Origin of the sequence: Actinomadura hibisca NBRC 15177 (genome assembly GCF_001552635.1) — a bacterium.
GTDB lineage: Bacteria > Actinomycetota > Actinomycetes > Streptosporangiales > Streptosporangiaceae > Spirillospora > Spirillospora hibisca.
In genome coordinates this window covers 23,574-31,614 of the sequence record NZ_BCRO01000050.1, presented here as the reverse complement: position 1 = coordinate 31,614, position 8,041 = coordinate 23,574, and the positions used below count along the sequence as shown (strand labels likewise).

Below are 8,041 nucleotides of genomic sequence, written 5' to 3'. Positions count from 1 at the left end.
CGGCGACCGCAGCTCGGACCATCCATGCTGTACTCACTGGCTAGCCGGATGAGAACTTTTTCTACGTCCTCAAAGCGGCCTACTCCGCGGCCTGTGCCGGTCCGTCCGGGCCGGGCATGCGGCTCGCCGGGCCGACCCGCCCGCCCGGACGTCAACATTCTAAGTATGTTTCGCTTCACAGTATGTGATACTGGCCTCATGGAGCTGTTACCTGCCGAGTCGGCCATGTTCAGAGACAGAGAAGAAGAAGAGCGCTCGGGCTCAAACGACGAAGAGGTCAATGCGCGCTATGCGCGCGGTGAAGTTCGAATTGTGACTGAACAGGCACGCTATCCACTCACGGCAATCCCCGGTATGGTGGAAAGTGAAGACTATCAGCTAAATCCTGATTTCCAACGACGGCACCGATGGGATGTAATCAGAAAATCGCGACTGATTGAGTCTTTTATCATGAACGTGCCAATCCCACCAATCTTCCTATATGAAGCTCGCTTTTCATTCTATGAAGTAATGGACGGACTTCAAAGATTGACCGCTATACGCGATTTCTATCGAGACCAATATCCCCTTGAAGGGCTGCAGGAATGGTCCGACCTTAACGGTCGTCGATACTCGGAGCTCCCTGAAGAAGTTCGAAGGGGAGTCGATAGAAGATACCTCAGCAGCATCATCCTCTTGCATGAGACGGCTAAAACTGTCGAAGAGGCGCAGAGGCTCAAGCAGTTGGTATTTGAGCGAATTAACAGTGGCGGAGAGAGGCTAACCGCTCAAGAATCCAGAAACGCTGTATTCCCTGGACCTATGAATGACCTTTGTATTCGGCTTTCCAGGAATGATGCCCTTCGAGCCTTCTGGCTAATCCCTGATTCCGCAGAGGAAGACGAAACTCTCCCATCAGTAGAGACTGGCTCTATGACGGGAAATACCCTATTCCGAACGATGGGAGACGTTGAGCTCGTTCTTCGATTCTTCGCCTACCGTCAGCAGCTCGAACAGCAGGATCGTACGACGCTGCGAGACTACCTCGATGACTACCTCCGAAGGGGGAATCTACTTCCATCGGGTGAGATTGAAGAGCTGGGGAAGATCTTTGAGGACACAGCCTCGCTAGTTAGAGCCGTTCTAGGCGATCAAGCTCTATATATGTTCAAGCCGGTTCGAGGAAATTGGCATTACACTCGGCCTACCCTCACCGTTTACGATCCCCTGATGTGGTCATTTAGCAATCACCTGAAGGACGCTGAAGCTCTACTGGCTCGCAAGCAGTCGGCACGCCAACTGTTTGAGGAGATGTTTCGTGAAAACCTCTCCTCGTTTTCTGGTAGGACAGCAGAACACAAGGACATTCTTAAAAGAAACCAGCTTTTTTCCAAGTTCGTAGGTGACATTCTTTCGCAGCCCGAGGACCCGGAAGATGAACGTCAAGAGATGATTGTTTTTGGCGAGGAAGACACCCAAGAGATCATCGATGCCGTTGTAGTAGACGAACTCGAATCTAGTAATAACTCGAGCCCTGGAGAAAAGTTGGCATGAATGGAATTCTATTGCAAGAATTCCATTCTCGCGTTAAAGAAATTGAGAGTTATTGGCAGTACTTGTCCTCGGCGGCAAGGCTTTCAGAGATGCCTTTCGTAGGGGTTAGCGAGCCGGCCGAGACTCTAGTCGCCAAGATGGCATCTTCTGTTTCGCCTGGACTTAGGAAGGGCTTCGACTATTCAACCGTCGTCGTAGCTCTCTATGGGGCAATCGAGGACTACGTTGAACGACTTATTGAGCAATGTGCCGATAATATAAATTCGGCATGCTCTAGTTACCGGCACCTCCCTGCGGATCTGAGGAAGCATCATGAGCGTCTGTCGCTCAGACTCTCTGATCGCGTAGATCATCCCAGCTATTCAGGGCCTCTTAATTTTCGAACCATAGTAAGCAATCTACATAGCTGCCTTGAAAATGATTCGCATTTTCGACTAAACCGGGAAGCGTTTTCACTTCATACGGCTAATGTGCGAAGTGATGTTGTTCGCGACATGTTCAATTCGTTGTCTATTTCAAATATTGACAGCGCCGTGGCCGCTCATCCGCTCATGCAGAAACTTTCTATAGAATTGGGCAGGTCTCAACGTGACATCTATTTCTATATAAATGACCTGGCTGATCGTCGGAATGTAATTGCGCACGGAGAGCGGCCCTATGATGTAATATCCTCCAGTATGATTGGCGAGTATTTTCTTGCATCGAAGATATTCGGCGAGGCGCTTTATGAATGTGCCGCAATCGGCGTATTTGAGATTGGGATTCCGCCAAAGGCAATCGGGCTGGGTCGACCGACTGCGGCATACCAAAGTGGACGAGTCGTGTGCTTTCAGCCTAGCCAGTCATTTGAGCTTGGAATTGGTGACCAGCTTTTCTGGCGATCCCAGAAAAGCTGGAAGACGGCACAAATAAGGTCGGTACAAGTCAACCGCAATGAGTTTAAGAAATTTTCGGGCAAGAGCGGCGATAAAATCGGTCTAGGTATTTCCAGGAATGGAAATAACGTAGGGGAATATTGGGTAGTCAATAACTACTTTTAATGATCTTCGTTTCCTCTGTTTGTGAGCGTGTGCCCATTGGTTTCGAATCACAGGCGGAAGCGAACATCCAGAGTGGATGTCCAGTGCGGATTTCGATGGATCCGGACAAGTGTGGTCTTGCTTGTAAATAATTGCTTCGACTCTGGGCGTTGGTTAAGGACTGCTGCACAGAGGTGCAGCCGACCGCGCTATAGGTCTTCATCGGTCTCCTGCCAGATCCGGCAGGGATTTTTTTGGGCACTGGACGCTCGAAGTCGAGTGATGCTCAGTCATGTCATCAACGAGATCAACTCCGAGGCGTCTAGCGCGGCGGTCGAGCACTGGGACGAGCACGGGAGGCCGTTCATGGGCTTGCGGGCGGAGGTAGATCCTCTTGTTCTTCCACGGGCTTGAGTTCTTGGGGCCTGGCATCTGTCCTGCTCGTTGTGGTGGCCGTGGGGTATTGGAGAGGCTGCTGTGGTGCCTCACTATTGCGGTGTTGCCGTTCTGAGGTGAGGGCGTTGGAGGGGTCTTTTGAGCAGGGAGACTGTTGATCAGCTTCGTGACTACCTTGTCCGGGCGTCTGAGGGTTTTCCTGGGGCGGTTCGGGCGGAGGTCGTTGAGGGCGAGGCGGGTGTCTTCAGCGTTGAGCTTGAGAGTGGTGAAGAGTTCTTCGTTGCTATCGCGGGCGTCGTTCTGCCGTAGGGGTTGGGAAGCGGGCTACCCAGCGGCGTTGCCACGGGGTTTCCACGGCGCGGGGGTGGTGGTGCTCTCGGGTCCACGCGATGGCTTCGGTTGGGGAGAGGCCGCAGCGGACGGCCAGGCAGGCTATGACCGTTCCGGTGCGGCCTACGCCTCCCCCGCAGGCCACCTCGGCTGCTTCGCCGGTTAGGGCGCGTTCGTGCAGGGTTTTGATTTTCTCGATGGCGTCGTCGTGGTCTCGGGGGAGCAGGAAGTCGGGCCAGTCGATCCATTCGTGCTGCCACTGGATGTCGGGGGCGTGGCGGCGGCGTAGGCGGGGTGAGCCCAGGTAGAGGGCGAAGTCGGGGGACGGGCCGGGGGGAGTTCCGTTTCTCAGGCCGCGGCCTCGTAGCCAGGAACCGTCGGGGAGACGGAGGGCATTCGGGAGTTTCGGCTCGGTCATCGTGGGGTGCTCTCTTCCTGGTGGCGGGCTCGGTGGTTGGCGACGTTCTGCCTGTTGCCGCACAGGTCGGGCATGCAGTAGCGGCGGCGGCCCGCCTTGCTGATGTCGATGAAGACGCCCCGGCAGTCCGGGGCCGCGCAGGGGCGGAAGCGCCCGTGGCCTAGGGCGCGGATGGCGCCGAAGAGGCCGGTCGCGATGAACGCGGCCAGCTCGTCTGCGAGGGGTGCGTTCGGGGTGGTGGGGACGTACCACTGCCAGCGGCCGGTGGCGTCGCGGTCCAGGAGCGGGGCCAGTCCGGCGCGTTTGATCAGTACGGTTGCGCCGGCGACGGCCTGTTCTTCGGTCTCGGTCTCGATGATGCCGCGTACCTCGCGGCGGAGGAGATGGGTGTTGAAGAGGTCGTCGGGGGTGGGGGGCGGGGTTGCGAGGTTGTGAGTTGTGAGCAGGGTTTGCAGGGCTTGGGGGGTGGGGAGGGCGTCGCCGGTGAGGCGGACTGTGGGGGAAGTGCTGACCAGGGCGTTCGCGAAGGTGACGGCCGGGGCGTAGTCGGTGATGGGAATGCGCATGACCCTCCTCCGTAAGGCTTATAGGTTGACTATAAGCCTTACGGAGGAGGGTGGGGGTGTTTTGGCTCAGAGGCCCGCGGAGAGTTTCAGGGTGATCGCGCCGGCGATGATGGCGGCGAAGGAGAGCACCTTCGGCAGCGTGATCTTCTCCTTGTAGAGCAGGGCGCCGAACAGGACCGTGCCGATGGACCCGATGCCGGTCCAGAGGGTGTAGCCGACGCCGACGTCCAGCGTCCGCAGCGCCAGGCTGAGGGTGAAGATCCCGGCGGAGGCGGCCAGCAGGGTGAGGACCGACGGCCACAGGCGGGTGAAGCCGTGGGTGGCGTTGGTGCCGAGGGCGAAGGCGATCTCGAAGACGATGGCGAGTGCGAGGTAGGTCCAGGCCATGACGGGCTCTCTTTCGGGGAAGGAAGGGGTGGATCGGGCGGCGGATCAGGCGGCGTCGGCCTGGCGGGCGGGGGTCAGCTTGTCGGCGAGCTTGAGGCCGAGCACGCCGCCGATGATCAGAAAGAAGGCGAGGATCTTGCCGGGGGACAGGGCCTCGTCGAAGATCACCGTGCCGAGGGCGACGGTGCCCACCGAGCCGATGCCGGTCCAGATCGTGTAGCCGACGCCGACGTCCAGGGTCTTCAGGGCCAGGCTGAGGAAGAAGATCCCGCCCGCGGCCGCGGCGGCGGTCAGCAGGGACGGGCCCAGCACCGTGAAACCGTCGGTGGCGTTGGTGGCCAGGGCGAAGACCACTTCGAAGACCGAGGCGATCAGCAGGTAGATCCAGGGCATGGCGTGTCTCCCAGTATTTGCATGTACGTGCAAGTAGTGCGTTGAGAAAGAGTATGCATGTACAAGTAAGCTGTGGCAAGTCGGTCGATCGAGTCGAGTTCGGGGTGATGCGGATGTCCACGCGGTCCAGCACCGTTGACGCGCTGTTGTGGGAGCGGTTGGCGGCGCTCCATGTCCAGGTGGAGAACCGTCTTGGTACGGCTCTTCAACGGCGGCACGGCTTGGGGTTGTCGGAGTATCGCGCGCTTGGGCTGTTGGCGGAGGCTTCGGATGGTGAGTTGCGCATGCAGGAGCTCGCCACGCGGTTGGGGTTGAACCAGAGCTCGGTCACCCGGCTGGTGGGGCGGCTGGACGCGGCCGAGTTCGCCTTCCGGGACCTGTGCCCGGATGATCGGCGCGGCGTCTACGCGGTGATCAAGGAGGCGGGGCGGGCGCGCTGGGCGGAGGCGCGCCGGACGTATGAGGAGACCCTGGGGGCGGCTTTGGACGAGGCTGCTGAGGGTGCTCCGGAGACTGCTGCGCTGCTGGCCGCGATGCGGGAGGCGGTTCGCTGAGGGTGGTGGGCTGTCGTTAGCCGTTCTGCTGAGTGGGCATGATCTTCACGCGTCCGGTGGAGCCTGGAGGTGTGGATGCAGCCGTCTGTCGTGGTGCTCGCCCTCTTGGGTCTGCTCGGCGCGCTGATCACCGCCGTCTACGCGCTCTCGGGGGTGCTCGCTCCGGCGGGACGGTTGGAGAGCGGGCCCTTCCTGTCGGGGGCGCGGCCGCAGGAGCATGCGGTGTCGCGCTATCACGTGCGCTGGTACGTGGTGACGATGGTGTTCCTGGCCTTCGACATGGAAATGGTCTTCATGTATCCGTGGGCGCTGGTCGCGGCGTCGATCGGGGCCAAGGCGATCGTGGAGATGTTCGTCTTCCTGGGGTTGCTGCTGGTGGGAGTGGCCTACGCGTGGCGTGAGGGCGCGTTCCGGTGGGCTTGAGGGAGCGGCTCGTGCGGTTCGCCGCGGAACGTCCGCGCTCGTTCGTGGTGGCGACGCCGGGTGGCGCGGGGGCGCGGCTGGTGGTGGAAGAGGAGTTGCGGCGGCGCGGGTGGCGGGCGGTCGCGTCGCCGGTCGGAGCGGACGTGCTGGTCGTGTGCGGGGAGCCTGGGGCGGAGCTCGCGCAGGCGATCGAGGTGGTGTGGGCTGACGTGCCGGGGCCTCGCGCTCGTGTCCAGGTGGCGGCCGGGGTGAGGCGGGAGGCGGTGGCGCGCGCGTTGGACGGGGCCGCTGCCGAGCTGGCCGACGTGCCACGACAGTGGGCGGACGCGGCGGAACGGGTGGCGGCGGGGCCTTGGACGCCTGATGACTCCGGTGACGAGATGTCCGGCCACGGGGGTGGGCATGGCGGGCATGAGCAGGGTGGTCACGCTGCTCATGGGGATATGGGGGGAGACGGGGACGGTGGGCATGAGCACCACATGGGGGCGCCTGGCGGCGTCGCCATGGCGGAGCGTGCTGATGACCGGGATGGGTTGAAGCTCGATGTTCTCCATGTTCCGCTTGGGCCCGTTCTGAGTGATTGGCCGGCCGGGCTCCGCGTCTCACTGACGCTTCAAGGGGACGTCGTCCAGGACGCCGAGGTTGGGGTGCTTGGTGGTGCGGGCGACGGGGTGGTGGAGTGGGGTGGGCTTGCCGTTGCTCATTTGGACAGCATTGGACGCCTTCTTGCTGTCGCGGGGTGGGCTGCTGCCGCCGAGCGCGCTCGGATTTTGCGTGACGATGTGCGTGCTGGTGTGGATCGGCGCGTTGAGGTTGAGCGGTTCGCGCGGCAGGTCGGCAGGTCGCGCACCCTGCGGTGGATGATCCGTGGGCTTGGTGTCATCGACCGGGCTGCTGTTGAGCGGTACGGGCTCACCGGTGTCGCCGCGCGGTATCCCGGGGATGTCGCTGATCGGCTGGCTGGGCGGTTCGTTGAGGCCCGGAAGGCGTTGGGTGGCGGGGCCGACGTCGAGCTAGATGATCCTGCCGCTCTGCTTCGTGTGCTGCCTTCGTTGCTGGTCGGAGCCGAACTTGCGGCGGCTCGGCTCATTGTCGCCAGTCTCGATCCGGATCTCGCCCGGGAGCCTGTCCATGGGTGAGTGGACGCCGCTTGCGTTGGTGCTTCTCGTCGTTGCTGCTGTCGGTACGCATGCTGTTTTTCGGGACGGCTCGGTTGCCGCTGTTCGGGAGCCGTTCCGGGATGTCGCGCGATTGCTCGTCCAGCAGCGGCGGACCACGCTTGCTGCTGATCGGCTTCTGGTGCGGATCGGTGTCATCAGCCTGCCGGTTGCCGCCCTGTTGGCTGGTGTCGTTGTTCCGCTCGGGGATTCCGCGGTGCTTCCCTGGTCGATCGGCGTCGTCTGGTTCAACGCCATGGAGGTCGTCGCCTGGGTCTCGGTGTGGATGGTCGGGTGGGGTACCAACTCGGCCTTTCCGCTGGTCGGGGGCTATCGCTTCCTTGCCCAGGGGCTTGCTTACGAACTGCCGCACATGTTCGCCCTCATCACCGTGGCGCTCGGGGCCGAGTCGCTGGACTTCGGCGAAATCGCCCGAGCGCAGGACGGGCTGTGGTTCGTCGTCTGGATGCCGGTCGCCTTCCTCGTCTACCTCCTGTCGGTGCTGGCCATGGCCTTCTGGGGGCCGTTCGGGCATCCGGTCGGCCATGACCTGGCCGGTGGTGCGGTCCTGGAGTTGGCCGGGCCCGACCGGCTCGTCTTCGAGGCGGGGCGGTACGCGTTGCTGGTGGTTGCCTCGGCCGCCGCTGTGCCGCTCTTCCTCGGGGGTGGGGCGGGGCCGTTGTTGCCTGGGTGGGCCTGGGCTCTCGTCAAGACGTACCTCGTGCTGGCGCTGCTGGTCTGGGTGCGGCATCGGCTGCCGGTGATCCGGATGGACCGGTTCATGACGGCGGCCTGGGTCGTGCTCATCCCGGCCACGCTGGTGCAGATGCTCGTCGTCGGAATCGTCGTCCTGGGGTGAGGTGTG

10 protein-coding genes are annotated in these 8,041 nt (G+C 61.6%); 6 read left to right on the top strand and 4 right to left on the bottom strand.

The genetic code is table 11. From position 1 onward, the window contains the following. Positions 1-198 precede the first annotated feature (198 nt). Both AH6_RS42665 and AH6_RS44760 read left to right on the top strand, forming a co-directional pair. Positions 199-1,533: a DUF262 domain-containing protein gene (locus AH6_RS42665; RefSeq protein WP_083983390.1), complete on the top strand. Its 1,335-nt coding sequence runs from the start codon at positions 199-201 to the stop codon at positions 1,531-1,533. After that, a complete protein-coding gene (locus AH6_RS44760) occupies positions 1,530-2,573 on the top strand; it encodes an MAE_28990/MAE_18760 family HEPN-like nuclease (protein WP_169807900.1) in 1,044 nt (347 codons plus the stop codon). The genes AH6_RS42665 and AH6_RS44760 overlap by 4 nt, the downstream gene beginning before the upstream one ends. A gap of 658 nt (positions 2,574-3,231) precedes the next feature. Here the strand turns inward: AH6_RS44760 and AH6_RS42660 are convergent. The 4 genes from AH6_RS42660 to AH6_RS23950 form a co-directional block, all read right to left on the bottom strand. Continuing rightward, positions 3,232-3,696, bottom strand: coding sequence for a protein-tyrosine phosphatase family protein (locus AH6_RS42660; RefSeq protein ID WP_083983389.1), 465 nt, complete (start codon positions 3,694-3,696; stop codon positions 3,232-3,234). Then, positions 3,693-4,262 carry a CGNR zinc finger domain-containing protein gene (locus AH6_RS23960; RefSeq protein WP_067483623.1) on the bottom strand — a complete coding sequence of 190 codons (570 nt, stop codon included), beginning with the start codon at positions 4,260-4,262 and terminating at the stop codon, positions 3,693-3,695. The genes AH6_RS42660 and AH6_RS23960 overlap by 4 nt, the downstream gene beginning before the upstream one ends. A gap of 66 nt (positions 4,263-4,328) precedes the next feature. Further along, complete coding sequence (locus AH6_RS23955) at positions 4,329-4,649, bottom strand: DMT family transporter (RefSeq protein ID WP_067483621.1); 321 nt, start codon at positions 4,647-4,649, stop codon at positions 4,329-4,331. A gap of 45 nt (positions 4,650-4,694) precedes the next feature. After that, the gene (locus tag AH6_RS23950) at positions 4,695-5,042 is read right to left on the bottom strand and encodes a DMT family transporter (protein ID WP_067483619.1); all 348 of its coding nucleotides are present in this window, start codon (positions 5,040-5,042) and stop codon (positions 4,695-4,697) included. Positions 5,043-5,155: 113 nt separating this feature from the next. Here AH6_RS23950 and AH6_RS23945 point away from each other — a divergent pair, with 113 nt between their 5' ends. The 4 genes from AH6_RS23945 (at position 5,156) to AH6_RS23930 (ending at position 8,035) form a co-directional block, all read left to right on the top strand. Beyond that, on the top strand, positions 5,156-5,596 hold the full coding sequence (locus AH6_RS23945) for a MarR family winged helix-turn-helix transcriptional regulator (RefSeq protein WP_067483633.1): 441 nt from the start codon (positions 5,156-5,158) through the stop codon (positions 5,594-5,596). A gap of 75 nt (positions 5,597-5,671) precedes the next feature. Then, the gene (locus AH6_RS23940; protein WP_067483617.1) at positions 5,672-6,019 is read left to right on the top strand and encodes an NADH-quinone oxidoreductase subunit A; all 348 of its coding nucleotides are present in this window, start codon (positions 5,672-5,674) and stop codon (positions 6,017-6,019) included. An 11-nt stretch (positions 6,020-6,030) separates the two neighbouring features. Next, positions 6,031-7,158 carry a hypothetical protein gene (locus AH6_RS23935; protein WP_245679448.1) on the top strand — a complete coding sequence of 376 codons (1,128 nt, stop codon included), beginning with the start codon at positions 6,031-6,033 and terminating at the stop codon, positions 7,156-7,158. Further along, positions 7,151-8,035, top strand: a complete 885-nt coding sequence (locus AH6_RS23930) for a complex I subunit 1 family protein (RefSeq protein WP_067483613.1) — start codon at positions 7,151-7,153, stop codon at positions 8,033-8,035. Before AH6_RS23935 ends, AH6_RS23930 begins: the two co-directional genes overlap by 8 nt. The last annotated feature ends 6 nt before the right edge of the window (positions 8,036-8,041 follow it).